19 protein-coding genes are annotated in these 24,515 nt (G+C 64.1%); 4 read left to right on the forward strand and 15 right to left on the reverse strand.

The genetic code is table 11. The annotated features are described in order from the left end of the window. Positions 1–156 precede the first annotated feature (156 nt). The 7 genes from KF712_11630 to KF712_11660 are packed head-to-tail and all read right to left on the reverse strand — an operon-like array spanning position 157 to position 9,761. Complete coding sequence (locus KF712_11630) at positions 157–1,722, reverse strand: AMP-binding protein (protein MBX3741635.1); 1,566 nt, start codon at positions 1,720–1,722, stop codon at positions 157–159. Then, on the reverse strand, positions 1,719–2,708 hold the full coding sequence (locus tag KF712_11635) for a GNAT family N-acetyltransferase (protein MBX3741636.1): 990 nt from the start codon (positions 2,706–2,708) through the stop codon (positions 1,719–1,721). The genes KF712_11630 and KF712_11635 overlap by 4 nt, the downstream gene beginning before the upstream one ends. Next, the gene (locus KF712_11640) at positions 2,705–4,027 is read right to left on the reverse strand and encodes a hypothetical protein (GenBank protein MBX3741637.1); all 1,323 of its coding nucleotides are present in this window, start codon (positions 4,025–4,027) and stop codon (positions 2,705–2,707) included. Before KF712_11640 ends, KF712_11635 begins: the two co-directional genes overlap by 4 nt. After that, entirely contained in the window at positions 4,024–5,124 is a 1,101-nt protein-coding gene (locus KF712_11645; protein MBX3741638.1) for a DUF3419 family protein, read from the reverse strand. The genes KF712_11640 and KF712_11645 overlap by 4 nt, the downstream gene beginning before the upstream one ends. After that, positions 5,121–7,559 (reverse strand): hypothetical protein, encoded by a 2,439-nt coding sequence (locus KF712_11650; GenBank protein MBX3741639.1) that lies wholly within the window; start codon positions 7,557–7,559, stop codon positions 5,121–5,123. Before KF712_11650 ends, KF712_11645 begins: the two co-directional genes overlap by 4 nt. A 31-nt stretch (positions 7,560–7,590) precedes the next feature. Beyond that, positions 7,591–8,490, reverse strand: a complete 900-nt coding sequence (locus tag KF712_11655) for a UbiA family prenyltransferase (protein MBX3741640.1) — start codon at positions 8,488–8,490, stop codon at positions 7,591–7,593. Continuing rightward, on the reverse strand, positions 8,487–9,761 hold the full coding sequence (locus tag KF712_11660; protein ID MBX3741641.1) for a hydroxymethylglutaryl-CoA reductase: 1,275 nt from the start codon (positions 9,759–9,761) through the stop codon (positions 8,487–8,489). The genes KF712_11655 and KF712_11660 overlap by 4 nt, the downstream gene beginning before the upstream one ends. A 352-nt stretch (positions 9,762–10,113) precedes the next feature. Between KF712_11660 and kdsB the strand changes: the two genes are divergently transcribed. After that, entirely contained in the window at positions 10,114–10,866 is a 753-nt protein-coding gene (kdsB, locus tag KF712_11665; protein ID MBX3741642.1) for a 3-deoxy-manno-octulosonate cytidylyltransferase, read from the forward strand. 20 nt (positions 10,867–10,886) lie between these two features. Beyond that, a complete protein-coding gene (locus KF712_11670) occupies positions 10,887–12,500 on the forward strand; it encodes a CTP synthase (GenBank protein ID MBX3741643.1) in 1,614 nt (537 codons plus the stop codon). Positions 12,501–12,614: 114 nt separating this feature from the next. On the opposite strand, the gene KF712_11675 is transcribed toward KF712_11670, so the two are convergent. Continuing rightward, positions 12,615–15,755 (reverse strand): c-type cytochrome, encoded by a 3,141-nt coding sequence (locus tag KF712_11675; protein MBX3741644.1) that lies wholly within the window; start codon positions 15,753–15,755, stop codon positions 12,615–12,617. 179 nt (positions 15,756–15,934) lie between these two features. Between KF712_11675 and KF712_11680 the strand changes: the two genes are divergently transcribed. Next, complete coding sequence (locus KF712_11680) at positions 15,935–17,140, forward strand: cellulase family glycosylhydrolase (GenBank protein ID MBX3741645.1); 1,206 nt, start codon at positions 15,935–15,937, stop codon at positions 17,138–17,140. Between the two features lie 128 nt (positions 17,141–17,268). Here KF712_11680 and KF712_11685 read toward each other — a convergent pair whose 3' ends face one another. Continuing rightward, complete coding sequence (locus tag KF712_11685) at positions 17,269–18,663, reverse strand: PEP-CTERM sorting domain-containing protein (protein ID MBX3741646.1); 1,395 nt, start codon at positions 18,661–18,663, stop codon at positions 17,269–17,271. A gap of 221 nt (positions 18,664–18,884) precedes the next feature. Between KF712_11685 and KF712_11690 the strand changes: the two genes are divergently transcribed. After that, positions 18,885–19,748 (forward strand): bile acid:sodium symporter family protein, encoded by an 864-nt coding sequence (locus tag KF712_11690; GenBank protein ID MBX3741647.1) that lies wholly within the window; start codon positions 18,885–18,887, stop codon positions 19,746–19,748. 16 nt (positions 19,749–19,764) lie between these two features. Here KF712_11690 and KF712_11695 read toward each other — a convergent pair whose 3' ends face one another. The 6 genes from KF712_11695 to KF712_11720 all read right to left on the reverse strand — a co-directional run bounded on the left by KF712_11695 (position 19,765) and on the right by KF712_11720 (position 24,415). Continuing rightward, positions 19,765–20,787, reverse strand: a complete 1,023-nt coding sequence (locus tag KF712_11695; protein MBX3741648.1) for an LLM class flavin-dependent oxidoreductase — start codon at positions 20,785–20,787, stop codon at positions 19,765–19,767. A gap of 65 nt (positions 20,788–20,852) precedes the next feature. Further along, entirely contained in the window at positions 20,853–21,254 is a 402-nt protein-coding gene (locus tag KF712_11700) for a hypothetical protein (GenBank protein MBX3741649.1), read from the reverse strand. Between the two features lie 84 nt (positions 21,255–21,338). Then, on the reverse strand, positions 21,339–21,824 hold the full coding sequence (locus tag KF712_11705; protein ID MBX3741650.1) for an Lrp/AsnC family transcriptional regulator: 486 nt from the start codon (positions 21,822–21,824) through the stop codon (positions 21,339–21,341). Positions 21,825–21,869: 45 nt separating this feature from the next. Continuing rightward, positions 21,870–22,229, reverse strand: a complete 360-nt coding sequence (locus tag KF712_11710; protein MBX3741651.1) for a four helix bundle protein — start codon at positions 22,227–22,229, stop codon at positions 21,870–21,872. 98 nt (positions 22,230–22,327) lie between these two features. Next, entirely contained in the window at positions 22,328–23,401 is a 1,074-nt protein-coding gene (locus KF712_11715; protein ID MBX3741652.1) for a 6-phosphofructokinase, read from the reverse strand. 60 nt (positions 23,402–23,461) lie between these two features. After that, positions 23,462–24,415: a D-alanyl-D-alanine carboxypeptidase gene (locus KF712_11720; protein ID MBX3741653.1), complete on the reverse strand. Its 954-nt coding sequence runs from the start codon at positions 24,413–24,415 to the stop codon at positions 23,462–23,464. Positions 24,416–24,515 lie beyond the last annotated feature (100 nt).

Consider the following 24,515-nt stretch of genomic DNA (forward strand, 5'->3'; position numbering starts at 1 on the left):
CGGATCAAACCACCCTTTGGTCAGCGCCCTCGGGACAATCGGGACATGCTCGGGACATGACCGATTTGTCTCTACCTGATCGGGACATGGACACGGGGGGCCTTGTATAGAGGCCCCCGTGTCCCGGTCCGGCCGGTCCGGTGGAGGTAGGTATCGCTAGATACTTTCCAGCAGCTTCCTCAACGCCGGATAGTCGATCTTCGCGTTGTGCCTGCGGTCGAGCGGCAGTTCCGGCAGGTTGACGATCCGCTGCATCCCGAACGACGTCGCCATTTCGGAAATCGCGGCGTGTTCCTCCGCCGAAAGGATTTTCCCCACCACCAGCAGACGCTCGCCCTTCCACTCCAGCGTGGCCATACGGATGCCGGGAAAGCTTTCCCGGAGGGCGCACTCGATGGCGAATGGATAGCGGAACGCATCCGCCGGCAATCCACCGGAAGAAGGGAATGCGGGCAGCTTTTCCGCGCAACGCCCGAGCAACCAGACCCTGCCCTGTGCATCCAACCATCCGGCGTCCCCGGTGCGGTGCCAGATAGTTCCGTCCACATGGACCTTCGTCTCCCGGTCACCCAGCCCGCCCAGATAGCCGGGCAGCACGTGGTCCCCGCTGACAACGATCTCGCCCGCCTGACCCTGCGTCTGCTCCAGCCCATCGAAGGCCACGGCATCCATCGGCCCCAGCGGCGTGCCCCAGTGATCCCTGATGACGCGCAGCGAAATCTCCGCGACAGGCACACCGGAACAGAGGCCCGCGCCTTCCTTCGTCAGGGCGGCGGCTTCCTCATCCGGATGGTGATGGGCGATGGGTTCCGCTTCCGTTGAGCCGAAGACGGAATGGATCTCCGCGTCCGGCAGGGCCTTGCGGAGCCGCCGCAGCAGGTCGGGAAAGACCGGCGCGCCGCCGGTGTAGATGCGCCGCAGCGGCGGCAGGCCGTCAGGAGATCGCAGAAACGCCTCGAAGAATGCGGGTGATGCGGCGCAACGGGTGACGGCATGGCGCGCGCATTGGCTGAGGACCGCCGCCGTATCGGGAGAGCCGGGCTTCGCCAGGTTCGTCGCCGCGAGGACACTGGTGAGGCCGGAAGCCAGGTTCGCCAGCACGAAGACGGGCAGCGTGATCAGATCAACCTCGCCGTCACGGAAGTCGAGCGACCTAGAAAGCGCGCGGTGTTGGGCGAGCAGAAAGCCGTGCGTCCTGACCGCCGCCTTTGGCACACCCGTGCTGCCACTGGTGAAGGTGATGAGCGCCGGTTCATCCTCCGGGACATCCACCAGCTCATGGGGAGTGGCATCCGTCCGCCACTTCATCGTGCGGGGAAACCATGCACCGGTGCGGAAGCGCATCGGGCATTTCCGGATCTCCGGGATGACCATGCCGAATGCCTGTGCCTTCCATGAACCGAAGAACGCGGCGAGCCTCACCCGCTGGCAGCACAGCGAGATGAAGGCCCTGCCACCGGACGGATCCGCCAGCATGGCCCGCACACCGAGGTGGAATGCGGCGAGCAGGAATTCGTAAAGCTCGATGGACACCGGATGGAGAAGCAGGACGGTGTCGCCGCGTTTCAGGCCGCTCCGCTTGAGAAAGGAAGCACCACCCGCCACGCGCTCCATCAGCTCCCGGTAGGTCACGATCCGGTCCACTCCGTTTGCGGAATCGACCAGCGCCGGACGGTCCGGATGTTCCGCCGCACGCTCCGCCAACAGTGCGACCAGGTTCATAGCGGCTTCGAGAAAAGGACATATCTCCGGAACGCGCGGCCCTCATGCCTGCCGGTGATCTTCAGGGAGGTGTTCGTCTGGTGCTGCAGCGCGTGGATCGCCTCCGTGTATCCTTTTCCACGGGCGATGCGGTGCAGTTCATCCACCAGCAGGCTGCCAAGGCCCGCACTCCTGGATGAGGGATCGACGGCCAGCGTCTTGACGATCACTGCGGGCTGCTCCCCACGGGCAGCGGCCTCCAGATCCGGAATGCCGAAGACGAAACCACACGGCACACCGTCGCGTTCCGCGATCCTGGCAAACTGCGGGTCCACATGTTGCTTCACCTTCAGGTAGGAGGAGACAAAGGACTCCCTGCCCAGCGGGGTGTAGAGGAAGTTGTTCGTGAAGCTGCGCAGGCTGAGATCATGGATGGTCGCCAGTTCCTCCTCATAGCGCTCCGTATCGAGCGGACGGATGGTGATGCCGGAGCGGATGATCCTTTCCTTCAAGGCGGGGGGCACCGCTTCGCTGCCATCCAGCTCCATCACGGATGAGGAATAGGAGGACAGTTCGCCGAAGCCCGCAGCCCGCCACCACACCGGATAGAACTCACGGTTGCGTGGCTCCAGCAGGAACGGTGGGCGACCGTCGCTTTCATCAACGAAGCGGTAGCTCCGCCACGTGTTGCCATTCATGGGACCAACCGCCAGCATGCATCCCTGCGCGGCGAGGTGACCGCACGCGGCATCCAGCAGGGCCTTCGCGCCTTCCTCATCCCGCGCGGCGAATCCTCCTGCCACTCCCAGCTTGTTCTCCGGGTAGGGCGGGACATCACTCCACCACAGCGCGAGATGGGCGGCGATCTTTCCTCCCTCCGTGACGAAGACACGCGCATCCGGTTGTTCGCTTTCCGGAACCATGGCACCGGGCGATGGCAGATTTTCCGCAAGCGGCATCTCCGGAATGCCCGGGCCGGGAGTGATGATGGTTTCCAGCGGATTCATGGACGGAAAAGGAAAGCGGTGAGGGAGACGGCCAGCGCGAGCACGCCCTTGACCATCCACAGAGCGGTGTCACCGCCCCGCCAGGAGCGTGACAATTTGCCGAACCATAGCACGGCCAGCAGGGTCGCGGCAAATGCCGATGCAACCGGGACCACCAGCGCGCCGGCATACGGCCACAGCCATGCCAAGCCCGGCAGCGCGGCGATGAACGCTCCTTTCAGCACCGCCCGCAGCGGCCTCGGTGAAAGCCCCGGCACGGAGGTGCGGGTGGCGGTGTCCAGGATGGCGAGCTGCGCCATCATCGCGAAGGACACGCCCGCCAGACCCAGCGCGACCGGCAGCCGATCCAGTGCCACCGCCACAACCCACGGCATGGCGGCGAGGGCATGGGACACCACCGCGTCCAGCCGGTGGTCGAAGGATTTGATGAGATGGTGTTTCCGCGTGGTGATGAGGTGGGAGATGAACACGCCGGACGGCGGCAGCGCGAACCTCCAGTCCGCGAGGATGGCGCAGCCGTATCCCAGCAGCACACTGCCCAGCAACGCGCCGCCGTTCAGCGTGGACCACCGTGATCCGACCAACACCAGCACCAGCAGGACGACGAGCACGATGAACCGCCAGGTGAGCGACGGGGTGTCCAGCAACAGCAGGCGGTCGAGCGCGAAGATGCAGCCCAGCGGGATCACCAGGTTGTCAAACCCACGGTCGGAGATCCCCTCCGCCATCATCGCCAGCGTGGCGAGGATGAGCGCGATCCAGAGGGAGTGGACCATGTCCATGCGCCCCCCGAGGAAGAGAGGCAGGAACACGCACAGGAACGCGGTGGTGAGGAAGATCAGCGAACCCTCCACGGTCTTGAAGCCCTCCCCCACCCCATAGTGACGCCTGCCCCACCGTGTGCCACCCACGGCGCTGGCCGCATCCGCCAGTGTCAGGATTCCGATGGGGATGCCGTGCAGGTAGGGATCCCCACCGGAGAAATGGAACACGGCGGCCACGGCAGGCGCGAACAGCACCTCCCCATACGATGGCCGTTTGATCCCGTGCAACGCGGAGCCGACGCCGCTGCGCAACGACGGGATGGACCGCACCACTGCCAGCGGGATGGTGGCCGCCGCCGCCAGCACCCACACCGGCAACGGCCGTTCGAACACCCATGGAAAGGAAACGCAGACCAGCCCCATCAGCACATGGACCGACTTCCGCGAAACCTCCGGCGAGGCTCCGCAGCGGGCGGTGATCGCACGGACCGATGGCAGGCCCGCGGCGAGGATGAGCACCACCACCAGCACGCAGAGCCATTCGTAGCCGGTCACTCCATGACCTCCTCCACGACGAAGCGGCTGTAGAAGAAGGCACGGTCCATTCCGAAAAGATCATCCGCCGGGATGGGCCGCAGCCGGTGGGCCAGCGATGCGGGACGCGACCGCGGGGCCAGCATGTTCCAGTAGGCCAGACGCGCCCCGGGCACGGAGGCGTCCGCGATTTTTTCCAGCAGCGCGGCGGTGTTGTCCTCGCTCATGTATTCGAAGATGTCCGAAAGATTGAACGCACCATAACGCCGGTCCGGCTCGGATTCGAGCAAGGCCTCGATCGACCCGGGAGCGATGCGGAACCTCCCCGCCGCGATGGACTCGCGGATGAGCGGGAAATTCCGCTCCTCCAGCGCCTCCGGCAGCGCCCCGCCATGGGTGCCGGTCAGGATCCAGTGCAGGTAGGGATTTTCCGACGGGTCCAGCACCGCCAGCGCGTGCCGGGTGCGGGACAGGATGCGGTCCGCGACGGAGCCTTCCACGTATTTGAAGAACTCCGGATCACGGCCCAGCGCCCCCATCACCGTGCGGGAAAAGAAGATGCGGAAGATCCACCTCCAGCGGCGGTTGTTCCATTCCCTTTGGTAGAAGTGCAGCCGCGCACCGGGGTCGCGTGGCTCCAGCAAGGAGAGCACCCGCTTGCGGCCATGGGCCAGCGGCAGCACCCGGCTGCGGAAGGTGGCGAAGTAGCGCTCGAACTTCCCCGCAGAGCCGACACCCGCCGCGACCGCCTCCGGACGCGCGTCCCAGAACGCACGCACCTCCTCCGGCAGCGCGTCGCGGACTTTCCGGTAGATCGCCTGCCGGTCCGCACATGGACGGGAGCCGATGAGCCGCAGCAGTTCCCCATGGTCCAGATGGAGGTACGATGCTTTCCGTAGTTCGATGCAGGCGATCTGCGCCGCGTTCATCTCCACGGCGGTGACGGAGGCCGCACCCGCCGCCAGCAGAGCGAAGCTGTTCTCCCCGGCGGAGCCGATGCTCAGGCAGTCCCGGCCTGCGGGCAGCAGGCCGCCGATGAGCAAGCGGGAGTCCTCCCAGCACTGGGCGTAGCGGATCTCCGAAAAGTCGGCGCGGTGCTGGATCTCGGAGGTGGTCATCGGTCGGAGGCACGTTCGAGGATGCGAATCATTCCGGTCGCGCCGTTCATCTCCACGCGGTCGCCCGTTTTCAGGATGCGGGTGATGTTGGCGAGTGATACCACACAGGGAAGCCGGAGTTCACGGGAAACAATGGCGGAGTGGGAAAGCAGGCTGCCCCGCTCCACCAGCAGGCCGGACGCGGCGGGGAACAGCACCACCCACCCCGGGTCCGTCTGCAGGGCGACGAGGATTTCCCCCGGCTTCAGTCTGGCACCGCGGGGATCCAGCACCACCCGCACCTTTCCGGTCACCACGCCGGGGCAGGCACCCTGGCCCTTGATGGCATCCCCGGTGGCATCGATGCTCACCGCCGCATGCTCCCACGACTGGTGGCGGTGGATGGGCCCACGTGTCTCGAACCGGTCCGGTGGGGCTTCCTCCGCGCGGAAGCCGTCGAAGTCGTTTTTCCGCAGCGCGGCCAGCGCGGCCAGGTCATCCGTGGTGCCGGTGGCCTCACAGGTTGCGAGCACTTCCCCCAGTTCGAGATAGAAGACATCCGCCGGATCTTCCAGACGCCCGTCCGCCCACAGCCGCCGGCCGATTTCCCGCATGATCTTCCGCACCCTCCCGAACAGGCGCGTGCGCTCGAAGCGCAGGTTCTCCCGGCAGCGGACTCGCTCACGGGTACGCTCCAGCACATGGCGGAAGATCATCCGCCGCAGAGGATTCCCGATGCGCGGAGCGTCCGTCCCCTTGTGCGGGGATTCCTCCGCACGCTCGCCCGCTTTTCCGCCAACGGCCAGCGCACCGATCGAAACCAGCAGCGTGGAGGCATCATCACGGACGGTCGGGGATTCCAGTTTCAGTTCCTCCAGGCAGCGGTCGCCGAAGTCATCGAGATACGACTGGAAAGCCGCGGAGAGTTCCGCGTGCGCGGCCACCAGCTTCAGCTTCACATCCTCCCGCACCTCCGGGTCCGCCAGCTTTTCAGGAAGGCCCGGCACCTCCGCCGCCAGCGCCGCCATCCTCATGATGCGCCGTGGCGGCTCCGCGCTGATGATGCCGCCGGTGTGCGCCAGCAGGTCGTTCTGCAGCGTGCCGTCCTGGTCGCCCAGCCACTTTTTGCAGAGACCACGGAGGACGCCGTAGTAGATCATGGCGAAGAAGTCATTCACCAGCGGCGCGTCCCACTTCTTCAGGAGCTGGCCCTCCAGCTCCCGGTAGTGCGCCGCCAGCACCTCCGCCGATGAATCCTCCAACGATGGCGAACCGGAAAGGTCCAGCGCACGGTCGAGCCGCGACTGGAAACGGGCGATCTGTTTCTTCAGTCCGGAGTTCTGCCGTATGAGACCGATGCATGTGCCAACCAACGCCAGCGTGTCATTGAGCAGGGTGGTCCGCGACTCCGCGATGATCTGCTGGACCAGCGGCTCCGGCAGCGGCTCCTTCACGCCCATCATCTGTTCCATGAAGGAACGGTTGAGCTGGAAGCCGGGCAGCAGGGCCAGCACGCGGTACCAGCTCGCAAGGTTGTAGTAGGTGCGCCCGCGGATGAGGCCGAGCATCTGCGGGAAGACGTCGTCCGCACGCTCGATCCGCTCGCGCGGCACGGACATCAGCGTGCAGAACTCGCGATAGACGTGCTCGTAGATCCGGCGCGCGAAGGAGAACGTGAGCGGCGTGGTCACACCACCGTAGCTCTCCGCGATGTTGCTGTTGTCCCACACGCGGAGCGTGTCGCCGGGGTCCGGCAAGCCGCCTAGCGTGGTGATGGGCCGGGACTGGAGCAGCCACAGCTTTCCCTCCCGGTCGATGGCCCACTCGATGTCCTGCGGCCTTCCGAAGTGACGCTCACAGGCGACGGCCAGCTCCGCCACCGCATTCGCATCGTCCGCGGAAAGGATGGTGCTGTCCGGCTTTACCGTCACGGTTCCGTCCCGCATGATGTTCCATGTCTCCCCGTCCTCATCACCGGAGACGAGCTTCTCCCCCGTCCCTGCGACGGCGGCCACCACTGTCAGCGAACGGCTGCCGCCGACCGGATCCGCGCTGAAGGCCACGCCCGCGCAGCGGGGATCGATCATCCGCTGGACGAGCACCGTCGGCGGCGAAGGAGGCGGCAGATTTTTTTCCCGGCAGTAGCTCAGCACTGCCTCCGCCTGCGCGGAATCCCGCACCTGCCCGACGCGCTCCGCGATCCGCTCCGGCGGAACATGCAGGAAGGTATCGAACTGCCCGGCGAAGGAGTGCGCCGCGCCATCCTCCGCCGTGGCGGACGACCTCACCGCATGCTCCCCGGACAGCGGCGGCCAGCTTGCGGGGTCGATGGTCTCGTCCGGCGGGATGGCGAACCACTCCGGCACGGGAAATCCAGCACGCCCCAGGTGGAACAACGCGTTCCCCTTTCCGCCGAAGGGGGCGGTGGCATTCGCGGTTTCAGGAAAGAGCGGCATGCAATTCGGAAGCCTGACAATCCCGCAGGATCTAACGGAACGCAAGCGGCACCAGCCCCAGCAGGAGATAGAGCGCCAGCGTCCACAGCGCGGAGAAATTCTCGATCCACTTGCCGGAAGTTCCTTTCGACAGATACCGGATGACGATCACAACGGCGGCAGCCAGCAACACACCCAGCCCGATGCCGATGGGTGGGACGAAGGAAATGGCCCGCGCCGCCATGACCGCGCAGCCGAGCGTGGAGGCCAGCGCCACCAGCCACACCATCGCGCCACCGCGTCTGCCCCACAGCCGCGAATACGTCTCCACGCCCTCCTCCTCGTCCGCCGGTTGCCGCAGCTTCCGCCCGATCTCGATGACCACCCCATTGAAAAAGCTGGCGGCCAGGAACCATCCCAGCCCGGCAGGCGCATGCCCCGCACCGGGCAACCACTCGCAGGCCGTGCCGAAGAAATCCACCAGCGGCATGATCCCCATGTGGGAGACCAGGTAGATGACGGGACGTTTTTTCAGCCAGTTCCGGCAGAAGAACTCCACGCTCATCAGCGCGAGGTAGCTCCACGCGATGCCCAGCACGATCAGCAGCCGCGCATCCAGCCACAGGGACACGCCCGCCTGGATGACGGCGGCGAGGATGAACACCACACGCAGCGCGGAAAGCGTGACCAGCCCGCGCGGCACCGGCCGGTAGGGACGCCAGCGCGCGTCCTCCTCCGCGTCCTTGAACTCATCCGCGATCCGCAGTTGCAGGAACATCAGCAGGCAGACGGTGAAGGCAGCGGCATAGGCCGGCCACCCGGGCGAAGGCTCGCCACGCAGCATCGAGGAAAAGGCGACCGCGCAGGCGCTGAACGCCGCGATGAGCGGGCCATGCGCGAGCAGCGGGAAGCGTTCCTTCTGGTAGGTGTGCCAGCGTTGGAAAAACATCACGGGTCCTGCTTCCGGGTGCGGGCCAACTTGCGGTGGGCGCGGGAGAAATGCCCCGCGCTGAGCGCGGCGATGATCGAGAGTTCACCCGCCAGCAGCAGGCCCGCGCAGACCTCCGCCAGCGCGCGGGATTTCCCATCTCCATACAGGCCCATCAGTTCCAGGCAGGCCTTCTGCGTCGGCAGGCCGGTGCCGCCGCCGACCGTCCCCACCATGATCCCCGGCAGCGTGACGGAGGCGTAGAGATCCCCTTCCTCCGTCACCTCGAACCGCGTCACCCCGGTGGCGGATTCCGCCACGCATGCCACATCCTGCCCGGTGGCGAGATAAAGTGCGGCGAGGCCATTGGCAAAGTGACCCTGGATGCCGATGGTGCCGCTGAGCACCCCGCCGATGGCGGACATCTGCCAGTAGTCCCGCATGGCCTGCGGGGTGGTGTGCAGGTATTTCCCCACCAGCTCTGCGGGCAGCCTCGCATCCGCCGTCACTTTCTTTCCGCGTGCGGTGGAAAAGGCGCGGGCGCTGGCCTTCTTGTCACCGGAAAGGTTCGACTCCACGTAGTGGCGGACCGGAGGGACCGGACTCGCCTCCAGGATGAAATCGCAGACCGCTTGCGTCGCCAGTGTGACCATGTTCTGCCCGGAGGCATCCCCCGTGGTGTATTCGAAATTCAGATACACGTGGTTCCCCTCCACGGTGGAGCCAACGTCGATCAGCTTTCCGTGCGAAGTGGTCGCCGCCACTTTTTCCCGGAACACGTCGAACTGCGCCAGCGCCCAGACGACGAACCGGCAGGCATCGGATGCGGTTTCAAACGCGAAGGCCGGTGCCCGGGCGATGCTTTCATAAAGGACCATCGCCGACGCGCCGCCCGCCATGGTGAGCACCCGGCAGCCCCGGTGGTAGCTGGCGACCAGCGCCGCCTCCGTGGTGGCGAGCGGGATGTGGTAGTCCCCTTTCGCTGAAAGTCCGTTGACCCTCAACGGCCCGGCCAGGCCGATGGGCATCCTCATCACGCCAATGGCGTTCTCGATGTTCCCCTGGTAGTGCTCCAGTTCATCCGACTGCCCCAGCAGGGTTTCCCGCCACGCGGGGTCCCCTCCAACCTGATCCCATATCCGCGACGCCCGCTCCCGGTTGACCTTCGCGGTTCCGGCGGAAACTTCGGGCAGGTCCCCGCAGTCCGGCTCCAGCCGGGCCGCAGCCTCCTCCACCGTCCTCCCCGCAAGAATCCGGTCCGCATGCTGCTGCGTGAGGCCTCCTTTTCCCGTCATGCCTTGGAACTATCGGCACCGTCCCCGGCAGGTCAACCGATTTGAGGCATTTCCCGGGGTCCTCTCATTTCGGGAGCTCCATTCGAAATTTGAAAAGGATTACCACTGATTTCACTGATTTACTGATTTGAAGAGAGAGTAATGGGTCGTCTTTCGGTCACATGCCCGATTCTGAATCAGTAAATCAGTGAAATCAGTGGTAATCCAACCGCTCTCCCAAGAAGCATCCGGAATGAGATGATCTCGGGCATTTCCCCCGGCTGCCGCGGGCGCTCCAATCTTTTCCCAAAACCGGCCTTGTCGCCCATGGGTCCCCTCCCATAAATTCGCCCAGCCCATTTTAAGCGTGCCCATTTCCGACTCCACCACCCACATCATCGGTATCCTGCCCGCACGCTGGGCCTCCACACGCTTCCCCGGGAAGCCCCTCCATGTCATCGCCGGAAAACCCCTGATCCAGCACGTCTGGGAGCGATGTCAGGAATGTTCCAACCTCGATGACGTCATCGTCGCCACCGACGACGACCGCATTTCCGCCGCCGTGGCCACCTTCGGCGGAAAGGTGGTGATGACCAGCCCCGACCACCCGACCGGCACCGACCGCATCGCGGAGGCCGCCCGCGTCATCCCGCAGGCCACCCACATCATCAACATCCAGGGGGATGAGCCGCTCATCGATCCGGCGCTGATCGACGAACTCGCCGCCGCCATGGCCGCGGACGCCACGCTGGACATGGCCACCGCCGCCAATCCGCTGGACCCCGCCGACCCCGCCGTGGCCGACCCGAACGTGGTGAAAGTCGTCACCGCCCTGGATGGCCGCGCGCTTTATTTCTCCCGCTCCCCGCTGCCCTATTTCCGCAACGCGGTGGAAGGCCTCCCCGTTTTCCGCCACAAGGGCATCTACGCCTACTCCCGCGGCTTTCTGGAGAAATATGTGACCTGGGCACCATCTCCACTTGAAAAAGCCGAGTCACTGGAGCAACTCCGCGCCCTCGAGAACGGAGCCTCCATCAAGGTGTTGGTCACCGACGACACCTCACCCGGCGTTGACACCCCCGGACAGGCCGACGAGATCGAACGTCTTCTTTCCACTGCTCACTGATCACTGCTCACTTTCCACTTATGAAATACATCTTCGTCACCGGCGGCGTCGTTTCCTCTCTCGGCAAGGGTCTTGCCGCCGCATCCATCGGCACGCTGCTCGAGCACCGCGGCCTGAAGACGCTGATGCAGAAGTTCGACCCCTATCTCAACGTCGATCCCGGCACCATGTCTCCCTACCAGCACGGTGAGGTGTACGTCCTGGATGACGGTGCGGAGACCGACCTGGACCTGGGCCACTACGAGCGCTTCACCTCCGGCGTCCTTTCCCGGATGAACAACCTGACCTCCGGCCAGGTGTTCGACTCCGTGATCAAGAAGGAGCGCCGCGGCGAATACCTGGGCAAGACCGTCCAGTTCATCCCCCACGTGACGGATGAGATCAAACTCCGCCTGCACAAGGTCACGACGGACAATCCCACGACCGACGTGCTCATCACCGAAATCGGCGGCACTGTCGGCGACATGGAGGGCCTGCTTTTCATCGAGGCGCTCCGCCAGTTCGCGCTGGAAGTGGGCAAGGAGAACGTCTGCTTCATCCACGTCACGCTGCTGCCTTTCATCAAGGCTGCGGGTGAGATCAAGACCAAGCCCACCCAGCAGTCGGTGGCCAAGCTCCGCGAACTGGGCATCCAGCCGGACATCATCATCTGCCGGACGGAAGCGGACCTCGACGAGGACAACCGCAAGAAGATCGCCATGTTCTGCAACGTGGAGAAGAAGAACGTCGTCGCCTTCCGCGACGTCGCCCACTCCATCTACGAGTGCCCGCTCGACCTGCGTCGCGACAAGATCGACCGCCTGGTGGTGGACCGCATCGGCCTCGGTGACACCCCCGCCCCCGCACTGGAGGACTGGGAGCGCTTCGTCCAGCGCGTCATCCATCCGCTGCACAAGGTCACCATCGCCGTCGCCGGGAAATACATCGAGCTGCAGGACGCCTACAAATCCATCTACGAGTCCCTCATCCACGCCGGCGCCCACCACGACACGAAGGTCCACATCGTCCGTGTCGAGGCGGAGGCCATCGAGGACCACGGCGCGAAGGCCGTGATCGGTGATGTCGATGGCATCCTGGTTCCCGGCGGCTTCGGCGACCGCGGTATCGAGGGCAAGATCCTCGCCGCCAAATACGCCCGCGAGAACAAGATCCCCTACTTCGGCATCTGTCTGGGCATGCAGATCGCCACCATCGAGTTCGCACGCAACGTCTGCGGCCTGAAGAAAGCCAACTCGACCGAGTTCGAGAAAGCGACCGAGCATCCCGTCATCTGCCTCCAGGAGGAGCAGAAAGGCGTGGAGGACATGGGCGCCACCATGCGCCTGGGTTCCTGCGAGTCCATCGTCTTCGCCGGGACGAAAGCCGCCGAACTCTACAATGGCGCGGACCGCATCCACGAACGCCACCGCCACCGCTACGAGTTCAACTCCGACTACCAGGAGCAGCTCACCGAAGCCGGTCTCGTCATTTCCTCCGTCTCCGCGGATGAAGGCCTCGTCGAGATCGTGGAGATCCCGGACCATCCGTTCTACCTCGGCGCGCAGTTCCACCCGGAATTCCAGTCGAAGCCGAACCACCCGCACCCTCTCTTCGCCGGCTTCGTCGCCGCCGCGCTGGAGAAGGCGAATTCCTGAGGACGGCCGCGCTTTCCAAGGAGATGCTCCAGCGGGCATCGGCAGGATGGGAGGCCCATCAGGAAACAAACCATGGTTCCCCGATGACCTCCAGGCTCCCGCCACCCTCGGGCGTCACTTCTCCATCGGGTGCTCCTTGAGCAGTTCCTCCACCATGTAGAAGCTCTTCCGCGCACTGGTCGCCTCGCGCACCTTGGTCACGTGCTCCGGACGGATGGCGTCCGCCTTGTTCTCGAAACGGTTGCGGGTGTAGGTGAGTACCGCGGCGATTTCCTCATCCTTCAGCAATCCGCCGAAGGGAGTCATCGGCACCTGGCCGTCATATTTCTTTCCGTGGAGTTCGAACGGCCCCATGAGGCCGTGCAGGGTGAGCTTGATGAGCCGGTCCGGATTTCCGGAGATCCATTCGCTGCGGTGGAGCGGAGGGAACGCGGGATCCAGCCCCTTGCCGTCCGGTTGGTGGCAGGTGACGCAGTGACCCTCGCGGAAATAGATCTCATGGCCGGTGAGGAAGAGCTTCTTGTCATCGCCCGTCAGGTGGTCCGGAACGGGTGGTGCGGGATGCTCGTCCACTTCCTTCTCGGTGATGCCTTCCAACCGGCTGGTGGCGGTCTTGATGGCCGGGGCGATCCAGTCGTCCTGCGGCATTCCCGCGGCGATGCTGACGACTTTCTTCCCAACGGCGTTGTCCAGCCAGGACGCGGCCACCACGGCTTCCGCACGGACACGGCCATGGACATCCGCGGCGGCGGCGGCAAGCAGGTCGCCGTGGTTGGCGATGCGGTGCGTGTTATAGCGGAGGACGCGCACGGCGGCGGCGCGGACCTTGTAGTCCTCTGACTTGAGAAGCTTGGCCAGCAACGCCTCGTCCGGCTGGTTGAGTCCCCAGGTGACCCACAGGGCCTCCAGCAGGTGGTGCTCACGGCGGGGATCCGCCGCATCCAGACCGGCGGTCCATTTCCCGAGCGCGGCGAGCACCTCAGCGGCAGGACGGCCGCGGAGCTCGTCACGGGTGCGGTAGCGGCTGCGGTACTCCGGCAGCTTCAGATTTTCCAGCAGCGTCGCGATGGGCGCACCGGCGATCTTCGCGGGTTCCACCAGCGGGCGGGACGGATAGGTGATGCGGTAGATGCGGCCATGGACATGGTCGCGCAGCGGATCACGCGCATTGTGCTGCATGTGCCCGATGAGGACGTTGTGCCAGTCGATGACATACAGGGAGCCGTCCGGGGCGAACTGCAGGGCAGCGGGACGGAAATTCCCGTCGGAGGATTTCAGCAACTCCTGGCGGAACGCCGTCTTGTAGCCCGTGCCATCGTCGGCGATGGAGTGCTGCTTGATGCCGAGGAAGCCGATGTTGTTGCAGAGGAGGAAATCGCCCTGCACTTCATCCGGGAAATGGCGGGAGGAAACGAACTCCAGGCCGGAGGTCGGACGGACTTTCTGGCCATCCGGGATGAGATCCTTCGTCAGCGGGGTCTTCGCGCCGTAGGGAGTCTTCAGGGAGCTGGGCATCAGCCAGTTCATCGCCGGGCCGGAGGTGTGGAGGAAGAAATCCTGGCCCCAGTCATCGAAGGCGATGCCCCATGGGTTCGGGATGCTGAGCTGCGCGGTGCGCTCCAGCTTTCCGCGCTGCGGGCTGTAGCGGTAGAAGCCGCCGTCCACCCCGCGGACCGGACCATAGGGCGTCTCCACATTGGAATGGAGGAAAACACCTTCGCACATCATGAACGCTCCGGAACCGTCGGCATGGAAAGCGCTGATCGCGTGGTGGGTGTCGTGAGAATCGAACCCGGTGAGGATGACCTCGCGGGAGTCCGCCTTGTCATCCCCATCCGTGTCACGGAGGAGGACCAGATGCGGCTCCTGTGAAACATAGACGCCCTCCGGCGCGAACTCGATGCCGATGGGGAGGTGCAGCTTGTCGGCGAAGACGGTTTCCTTGTCCGCCTTGCCGTCGCCGTTGGTGTCCTCATAGATGAGGATCTTGTCATCCGGACGCGGATCACCCGGACGCCAGTGCGGGTAGGTCGGCATGGTCGCCACCCACAGGCGGCCCTTGTTGTCGAAGGCAAGCTGCATGGGGTTCGCCAGGTTGGGGAACTCCTTTTCGGAGGCGAAAAGCTCGGCCTTGTAGCCTTCGGGGAGCGTGAGGGATTTCACCGCATCCTCGCCGTATTTGTATTCCACCGGCGCGCCTTCGACCTTGGACTTGTAGTTCGTTTTGACTTCCGGAAGGACGCTGGTGCCCTTGTCGGCGGCGGCGACGTCGAACTTGGTGCCGTTCACCACGCTCCACAACGCCTTGTCGCGGATCTCCGTCATCTCGCGGATCTTGGCGATCTCCGCGGGATAGTTGTCCGGGCCGAAGGGATTGTAGCGGCGGCCGTCCACATGGACACCGTTGAGCATCCGGTAGTCGTTGAACCAATACCAGTTCTTGTCCTTCAGCGCCTCCACCACCGCTTCTTCCTTCACCTTCGCGATGCGGGGCGATTCACCGGCAAGGGCGTCCGCCAGGGGTTTCGCAAGCTGCTTGTAGCCTTCGTCCGTAGGCAGGAAGCCGTTCCGGGTGAGCGGCTTTTCCGAGGCGGCATAGAGCTTCGCGCTGGTGGAAAGCAGGTCGATGCACTGGACCTTGTGCTTCGCCGCGATCTCCGACATCGCCGCCGCGTAGAGGGCGATGTTCTCGTTCTCCTTCTTTCCGTCAGGCAGGTCGCGTGATGCGGAGAGATCCTCATAGCTGATCGGGGAAACGAGAACCAACCGCGGCGCGGCTCCGCCGTTGTATTTCTGCGCCAGCGTGTGGGTGATGAACGCGTCCAGCTCCGCCTTGAAGTTCTCCAATCCTGCCGGGCCGTCGAAGGATTCGTTATAGCCGAAGAAGCCGAGGATGGTATCCGCTTTCAGGTGGGTCAGCCACTCGTCCGGCGTCATGTAGTGGCCGTTGCCGGCGTGGATCTTGTTCTGAGGGCGGAATTTCTCCGCGCCCGGAAAGGCCCACTGGGAATTGCGCGACGGATGTGGGCGGAAACCCGGCGTGTCCCCGGGAAAGCACATATTCCGGATGACCAGATTCTTCCCGGGGAACCGCAGTTGGAGTTCCGCCTCCAGGTAGGGATGATCGTTCATCCGCTCACCCAGGCCATTTCCGATGAAAACGATGCACTCGCCTTCCTTCGGTGGGGTTTGGGCTCCGGCGGTCGCCAGGGATGCGGCCAGGGAACAGAAAAGAGGAAGCAGAGGAAGTTTCATGAAACGGTGAAGCCGATGGGTTGCGGCGAGGTTGATGCATACGCGGAAAATAACAAAGATTTATCCAAAAAATCCCAAAGAAAGACAGATCCCTCTCCCATGGCCCGTCGGCGATTCTCCGCCAGGGTGGAACATGCCACGATGAAAGAAGCGCACCACCTCCACCCGTTCCCGACGGAATGCGGAAAGGACATCCAGCAGGCATCATGAGGGCGGCGGCAGCCGGATGGCTCCTGTTCACTTTCATCGCAGCGGCCTGCCTTCCGGGCGCCTCCCGGGCGGATGCCGCGCCCGGCCTGAAGGTGTCAGACGGAATGCTGACGATGGACGGCCATCCCGTCCGCCGGATGGGCGTGAACTATTTCGACGCCTTCGCCCGGGTGCTGGATGACGAGGCGAAAGCCGCGGAATACCGCGCGGGCTTCCGCAAGCTGAAGGAACACGGCATTCCTTTCATCCGCTTCAACTGCGGGGGCTTCTATCCGACGAACTGGGAGATCCACCAAAAAGATCCGGAACGGTATTTCCGGCTGCTGGACCGTTTCGTGGCGGATGCGGAGGAAAGCGGCATCGGCCTCATCCCCTCCTTCTTCTGGTTTTTCCTCACTCCGCCCGGCATCTCCGGCGAGCCGCTCGACGCGTGGGGGGATGAAGGCAGCCGGACCCATGCCTGGATGAAAAAATACGTCTCCGAAGTGGTGGGGCGCTACCATCGCTCACCAGCCATCCTGGCGTGGGAGTTCGGCAATGAATACAATCTCGCCATGGACCTGCCGGGAGGTGCCGCCAACCACAAGCGCTGGTTCCACCCCTCGCGGGGATTTCCCGATGCGCCGCGGGCGCGCGACGCCCTCCGGGCCGCCGATGTGGGGATCGCCCTCAAGGTGTTCGGCGAGGCGGTCAGAAAGTCGGATCCGGACAGGCCGATCATTTCCGGCCACGCCATGCCGCGCAGCGCGGCGGCGCATCTCGAACGCGATGGCACATGGACGGCTGACAAGGAGCCGGAGTGGACCGACGCCCTGTTGCGGAGCCACCCCTCCCCCATCGATACCCTTTCCGTCCACTACTATCCCTTCCACAAGGACGACGGCACAGGCATCACCGGGAAAACCCATGTGGAGCAACTGGAAGTGTGCCTGCGTGCCAGCCACGCCAGCGGCAAGCCGCTTTTCGTCGGTGAATTCGGACCCGCGCCGGATACGGACCCCGCCACCCGGCTGAAGGAAACGGCGGCGATGATCGACGAAATGGTGTCGCTGAAGGTGCCGCTGTCCGCGGTGTGGGTGTTCGACTTCCCGCATCAGGATGTCTCGATCCCGGCGGATGGTTCCGGGGATGCCATCCTCAGGCTGGTGCAGGCCGCGAACGAGCGGATGAAATAAAGGAGGGTGGACACTCCTGTCCACCGGCGGCATTGGCGCAATAAGGATGAGAAGTCTTCAGTGTTCAGCAGAGAGATGGCCGACCGCGGATCGAGATCCCTTTGCCATGGGTTCCCGTTGCACCCTCCTTACTTTTCCCTGCGGGAACGGCGGAAGGAAAACACCACACCGGCTCCCAGCAGTAGCAGTGATGAAGATGGTTCCGGCACCAGGTAGGTCAACACACCGGTCCCTTGGGAAAAGGTGTAGCCCCCCAGCGTCCAGTCCGTTCCGTTCTGGTTGAAACCCTGCACGGAGAAACCGCTGCCGTAGTTCTCCGTTGCCGCGTCCACCACCAGCCAGGTATTGCCATCCTCCGCGGCGGCCATCGAGAGATCGAAAATGATCTGGCCGTTGAGATTCACGGTGCCCGTTCCGCCGATCTTGTTGGAAACCCCGTCCTCACCGATCCGGAAAGTCATCGATGAGGTATTGGCAAGAGTGAGCACACCATTGTTCACCAGGATATTTCCCGAGGTCGTCACATTCGCCGCCAAGGTCAGTTGGCCGCTGTTACCACCCTGGTACTGCCCCTTGATGAGGTCACCGCTGCCGGTGATGTCACCGTTGATGGTCAAACCGGTCGCTCCGGCGCTGCGGATGCCGAGGGCCAGGTCATGGTCCAGCGTGACACTCCCATTCAGGGTTCCGCTGGTGGAGATGAACTCCAGCACGTTGGTCCCCGCACCGCCGGAGATGACGTTGTTCGTCACCGCGCCCGCGTGGTTCACCCTTAGCGTGGAGGTTGTCCCCGCCCCGGATTCCAAGGTCGCACTGCCGGCACCGGCGATGACGCTCGAGTTCACGGCCACCGTTCCCTTCAGGATGACCAGTCCACCGCTGTAGCTGCCACCGCTCATGGTGACAAAGCCGGAACCGGAGGAATCCACCACCAGCTTCAGCGCACCGCCTCCGGCCCCATCGTTCAGCGCGTTGTTGAAGCTCGTCCCGCCCGTGCTGGTGTTGGAGATGGTGAGGGTGACCGGGGTCGTTCCCGTCAAAGGTCCCGACACCGCGTTGTGAAGTCGCAGGGAGGAAGCGTTCCCGCTGGTGGAGTTGTTCGTCCATGTCTGGCTTTCCTCGATCCTCACCGACAGCGTATTGCTGGATCCCCCCAGGTTCGCCAGACCTGCATCCGCATCCACCGTGATACCGCCTCCCCCGAGCAGCAGGTTGCGCGCGGTGCCACTGGATGACCTGATGGTGGTGGTCTCCGTGTTGTTGAAGGTGAGGGACCTCGCGGAGATGGCGATGCCGGTGGTCACGATCGTGTCCACATCATGGACGGAAGTGTTGAAGACGACATCGTCCCCTGCTCCCGGAGCCGCCGTGGGATCCGGAGAGGAGGCCCCCTCGGCGGTGGACCAGTTTGCGGCTGTCGCCCAGCCACCGGGTGATCCGCCCGAGCCATCCCAGTAAATGGTACCGGCCTGGACATGGAGGGCCGCGCTCAGCGGGAGGACAAAAAGGAGGGTTCGTTTCATGGTGGGCCGGATGGGATTTCAGAGGGGAATGTTCCGACGTCGGACCATTGCCAGATATCTTTCCAAGCACACACAATGCGGGGTTTCCGCTCAACTCCCTGAGTGGTTAGTACCCGGTCCCTCCACCCGCAGACCCGTCACCAAGGTGCCGGATAGGGCCAGTGGAGGCCTCCGGACGGATTTTGGTTGGCCACCGTCCCCGGCCCGGGAATCCTCCGCCAATGCCCGCTGATTTCCTCAAAACCGTCCTCCTGCCCGCCGGTCTCATCTTCATCATGTTCGGCATGGGACTCGGCCTCACCGCCGCGGATTTCAAGCGCGTGATCCTTTCCCCGAAGGCGAAGCTCGTCGGCTGCGCGGCGCAGCTCCTGGCCCTCCCCATCCTCGCTTTCACCATCGCCACCGTGTTCCGCATGCCGGGAGACCTCGCCGCCGGGCTGATGCTCATCGCCGTCTGTCCGGGAGGGGTGACTTCGAACGTGATCAGCCATCTTTCGCGCGGCGACATCCCTCTTTCCGTCACGCTCACCGCCATCTCCAGCGTGGTCACCGTCTTCACCATCCCGCTCCTGATGAAGCTGTCCATGACCCACTTCCTGGGCAGTCACGCGGTCATCGAGCTTCCTTTCCTGAAGACCTTCATCCAGCTCTTCGCAGTCACCCTCCTCCCCATCATCATCGGCATGGTCGTCCATGCGCGGTTACCCGGCTTCAGCCAGCGGATGGCCCGGCCGGTGAACCTCTTCTCCATCATCTTCCTCGCGGTGGTCATCCTCGCCGCCGTGCTGAAGGAAAAGGACCTCGGCGCGCAGATCGCCATCGCCGGTCCCGCCGTCGCAGCCCTCAACATCAGCGGCATGGTGCTGGGCTTCGCCCTCGCCATGTGGTTCGGCCTTCCGCGCGCCCAACGCGTCACCATCTCCATCGAGGTCGGCATCCAGAACGCCACCCTCGCCCTGGCCATCGCGCTGGGCATCCTGGAAAGCCCGCGGCTGGCCATCCCCGCCGTCGTCTATGGTTTGTTCATGTTCTTCACGGGTGCCGCCATGATCGCCATCTTCGGCAGGAAGCCACGTTCCGCCTGATTTTAGCCCCGCCCTGTCAGCGCCACCCCATGCCGGGGGCCACATGCTCCAGAAGTGAACGGAGCACGTGGACGTTATACTCCACGCCAAGCTGGTTCGGCACGGTCAGCAGCAGGGTGTCCGCCTCCGCGATCGCCTCGTCGGCTTTCAGCAGTTCGATCAGCCGGTCCGGCTCCGCCGCATACGAACGTCCGAAGATGGCGGTGGTTTCATCGATGACGCCCGTCTCATCCTTCGCCCGGCTTCCCTCCGCACCGAAGTAGTGGCGGTCCCGGTCATCCATCAGGGCGAAGATCGACCGGCTGACGGAAACACGCGGCTCGCGGGCATGACCCGCCTCTTTCCATGCCTCCCGGAAGGCGCGGATCTGCTTGGCCTGCTGCACGTGGAACGGTTCGCCCGTCTCGTCCCACTTCAATGTGGAACTCTGCAGGTTCATGCCCATCTTCGCGGCCCACACCGCCGTCGCGTTCGATGCGGAACCCCACCAGATCCGCTCCCGCAGTCCTTCCGAATGCGGTTCCAGCCGCAGCAGGCCCGGTGGATTCGGGAACATGGGCCGCGGGTGCGGCTTCGCGAAACCATGGCCGGACAGATGCTTCAGGAATGCCTCGGTCGATTTCCGCGCCATGTCCTGCTCGGTCTCCCCTTCATCCGGCTCCATGCCGAAATACCGCCAGCCGTCGATGACCTGCTCCGGGGAACCCCGGCTGATGCCGAGTTGCAGGCGTCCGCCCGAAATGAGATCCGCCGCCCCCGCATCCTCGACCATGTAGAGCGGATTCTCATACCGCATGTCGATCACCCCCGTGCCGATCTCGATCCGCTCCGTCCGCGCACCGATGGCCGCGAGCAACGGGAAAGGCGATGCCAACTGCCGCGCGAAATGGTGCACGCGGAAATAAGCGCCATCCATTCCCAGTTCCTCCGCCGCCACCGCGAGGTCGATGGACTGCAACAGCGCGTCCGATGCCGACCGAGTCCCCGAATGCGGCGATGGCGTCCAGTGGCCGAACGAAAGGAAACCGAGTTTCTTCATGCGCGGAACCTCACATGATTCCGGAGAAAATCCAGCCCCGCACCACCATCCCCCTCACGGGTGCATCACTCGCCCAGTTCTTCCTCCATGTAGGTGAGCATGATGTCCACCAGGTCGCCCATTCCTTCGAAAAGTTCCTCCTCGATGGTGCAGAGGTATTCCTCCTCCGTTTCGCTGTAGTCGTAGCGGTCCTCCGGGCGGGTCTCGCACCAACGGCTCGCGTTCAGTGGATCGACCAAGGTCGTCGCGCCGACCAGCTCGAAGGAGCCGATGACCCGCTGGTGGTTCATGCCGCTCTGCCAGAAGCCGTGGAGACCGTCCTCCGCGTCCAGCAGGGCCACCGTCTCATACACGTCCATGAAGGCCCGCTCCTCGCGGGTCAGCTTCCGCTCGGCTGCCTCGGTCTCGAGACGATCGACAAGCACCTCCACCTCATCCGGCCATTCTATGGGTTCATGGGAAAACATCGCGCGCCGGGGTAGAACGGTCGCGCGACCCTTGCCAAGTGAAATGATGTCCGCTCACTCCGGCCCTGCCGGGAAAGGCGGCTCTCAAGGACTGACGGCCAGCCTCTCGGTGGAGGTGTTCTTCTCGAACAGGAAGCCGTTTTCCTTGTAGGTTTTCAGGCGGAAATGGGTGGCCGTGGAGATCACACCGTCCAGCGTGCTGAGCTTCTCCGAAACGAAAAGGGCGACTTCGCGCAGATCCGCTCCGTCCACCACCACCATCAGGTCATAGCCGCCGCTCGCCAAGTAGCAGGAAACCACCTGGTCGAAACGGGAGATCCGCAGGGCAAGACGGTCGAAGCCGCCGCCGCGCTCCGGCGTGACCTTCACCTCGATGAAGGCGGAAACGGAGGTGTCGCCAGCCTGCTCGGTATCGACCACGGCATGGTAGCCGAGGATGGTGCCGTCCTTCTCCCAACCGGCGATCTGCGCCGCGACGGCCTCCGGCGACATGGACAGCAGGTCCGCGAGTTCCTGGTCGGAGAAGCGGGCCTTGTGGCGGAGAACCTGGAGAAGCGGATCGGAGGACATGGTTTGAAGAAGTTGAGGGTTGAAGGTTGAGTGTTGAGAGTGGTTTCAGGATTCGGACAACAAGGAACGACGGAGGCCGCTGAGCATTCTGCTCTGTTCCTCGGCGGCGGAGTAAAGTGTCTGGAATTGTTCTTCCGAAAGAAAGGCTTGGTTTCTTCCCATGTGAGCTTGCGAAACAACCTCGAACAGCGATCCGGAAGCGATCTCGATGAAGCGGCTGAAGTCCTTGCGGGACAAGCGGGCGCTTCCTTCCGCGATGTTGCACGAAATAGAGACTGCTGCGCGGCGCATCTGGTTGGTCAATCCGAACCGTTCGTCGGAAGGGAAGCCGCGTGTCACGGAATAAACCGTATCAGCGAAGGCAATCGCTTTCTGCCAGACCTCCAGCTTTTCAAAACCGAACATGCCCGATTCTGCCTCTTCACCCTCAACACTCAACCATCAACTTTCAACTCCCATCAGCCTCTTCACCCTCAACACTCAACCATCAACTTTCAACCAGATCAGTCTCCCAGGCAGATGCCGACAGCCTTCGCCGCTTGGACGAGTTCGCCGTCCGGTTCCACCAGACGCAGCTTGTTCACCGCTTCCTCGATGGGCACGGAGTCGACGTGGTAGGCTTGGTAGCTGACCATGCGGCCAAAGGCTCCTTCCTCCGCCAGCTTCACCGCCATGACGCCGAAGCGCACGCCGAGGATCCGGTCGAGCGCGGTGGGCGCGCCACCCCGCTGGAGATGGCCGAGCGTGCAGGCACGGGTGTCTTTACCGGTCAATGCCTCCAGGCGCTTCGCCACGCACTCGCCGATGCCGCCGAGACGGATCTCGCCCCCGGCATTCCCGCTCAGAGTCACCAGGTCGCCATCCGGGAGTTTCGCGCCCTCCGCCACCACCACCAAGGTGCTGTGGTGGCCCTGGGCGTCCCGCTGTTTGATGAAATCCGCCACCTTCTCCATGCTGAAGGGAACCTCCGGCAGAAGGATCACGTTCGCGCCACCGGCGATGCCACCCCAAAGGGCGATCCATCCGGCGTGCCGGCCCATCACCTCCAGCACCATCACCCGCTTGTGGCTCTCCGCGGTGGTATGCAGGCGGTCCAGCCCGTCCACCACGCTGGTCACGGCGCTGTCAAAGCCGAAGGTCATGGCCGTCGCGCTGAGGTCGTTGTCGATCGTCTTCGGGACACCGACGATGGGCCATCCGGCGCGGTAAAGTTGCAGGCCGGTGGTGAGAGATCCATCCCCGCCGACGATGACCAGCGCCTCGATGCCGAGCTGGTCCATGGTGCGCTTCGCCTTGGCGATGATCATTTCGGAAACCTCCGCCACATCCCCCTTCCCCACCTTCGCGGCGAAGTGGCCCTTGTTGGTGGTTCCCAGGATGGTGCCGCCCAGCTTGAGGATGCCGATGGTATCCTTCGGCTTGAGCACCTTGTAATCTCCCGGCGGCAGCAGTCCCTCGAAGCCGTCACGGAAGCCGATCACCTCCCAGCCGAGCTGGTCAGCCGCACCCACCACACCGTGGATCACCGCATTGAGTCCGGGGCAGTCGCCGCCGCTGTTGAGAATACCGATTCGCATGAGTAAATTGTTTTTCACCCCCGGAGCAGCAGCAACCGTTCCGGGACGCGCGTATTCTCGTCACTGCGCCGGAGGAATCGCAAGGATTTCACGCTTGGGATCGTTGACCGGGGCACCTGCGGCCAGCCATGGATCATAAATCGACCAACCCTGGCGGATGAGCGAGCGGGCCCGGTCGAAGCGTTGCGGATTGTTGAGGATGATGACGATCAGCCGCCGCGGGGTGGCACCCTTGTTGCCGTCCGCCTTCATGCGGACGAGCGGCTCACGGTCCATGCAGACGGCGAGGCACTGGCCCGCCGCATTGGTGGTGCCGGTCTTGATCCCCAGGATGCCGGGTTCCCCGACGAGCTGGTTGGTGTTCCGGACGAGGAACTTCCGGTTCCCTCCCGCCCCGGAAACCGTCACGTTCCGGTTCGGCTGGCGGACGATGAAATTGAAGGCGTTGCGCCGCATGGCATAGACGGACAGCTTCGCCATGTCCGCGGCGGTGGAGTAGCCCTTGGTATTCCGGATATCCAGTCCGTGGGGGTTCACGAAATTTGTCTGGGTCATGCCCACGGCCTGGCCGAGCCGCCCCATTTCCGCGACGAACGCCGCCACCGGATCCCCGCCCCTCCCGCGGCGGGCAAGGAGATCACGGCCGACATGGTCCGCGATGGTGAGGGCGGCCAGGTTGTCCGACCCGAGCAGCGCGGAATAGAGCGCATCCCTCAGCGAAAGGCGGTCGCCCGGCTGGAGGTTCATGGGATTCGGCCCGCCAACGAGGGATACGGTCTGGGGAGCGGTGATCATGACCGTGGCGATGTCACGGTCGGAAGCGGTCGCCCAGTCGATCGCAACGACCGCGGTGGCGATCTTGTTCAGGCTGGCGACGGGCCTTTTCTGGCCGGCGTTCGAGGCGACGAGGATTTTCCCCGAGTAGGCCTCCACCACCATCACGCTTTCCGGTGCCTGCGCGGCCAGGGAAAGGGGCAGGAAAACGGCGAGCAGTGAAAATAAGCGGACGATCATAGGGGGCAATGGTTCGTAGAGCCGAAAGATTAGGCACTCCCCGCCCGCAACTCAACCGGAAACGCCCTGCGAAGTTGCGGGCAGCGGTCGCGCGGGCTAT

This window comes from Akkermansiaceae bacterium (assembly GCA_019634595.1).
Taxonomy (GTDB): domain Bacteria; phylum Verrucomicrobiota; class Verrucomicrobiia; order Verrucomicrobiales; family Akkermansiaceae; genus Luteolibacter.